At 42.1% G+C, this 254-nt stretch carries 1 pseudogene; it reads right to left on the bottom strand.

The features are described 5' to 3' along the window. Positions 1 to 254 (bottom strand): annotated as a pseudogene (locus tag B4920_RS27105) (Msr family ABC-F type ribosomal protection protein); the annotation flags it as partial.

The following is a 254-nucleotide window of genomic DNA, read 5'->3' as shown; positions in this document are numbered from 1 at the left end:
GATCCAGTTATAGCGACTTTAGCGCCAAGCGGTATTATAAAGTTAGCGTCATCAAAGATAGTACGGCTACCAAATTTTAAGCTCAGACCATCTGCCGTAATCGGGAACTTATTGTGCAGTTCTAGGGCTGAACTTTGACGAAAACGAATAGAACGCAAATGCTCTGGTGCTTGAATATCTTCTAATGCAGCCAAACGCTTTTCCATACTCTTAGCTGCCTGATACAGTTTTCTTTGCTTGGTGCCAGTCATTTT

The sequence above is a fragment of the Zoogloea sp. LCSB751 genome, from assembly GCF_002028455.1.
Lineage (GTDB): Bacteria > Pseudomonadota > Gammaproteobacteria > Burkholderiales > Rhodocyclaceae > Zoogloea.
This window is presented reverse-complemented; position numbering and strand designations above follow the sequence as displayed.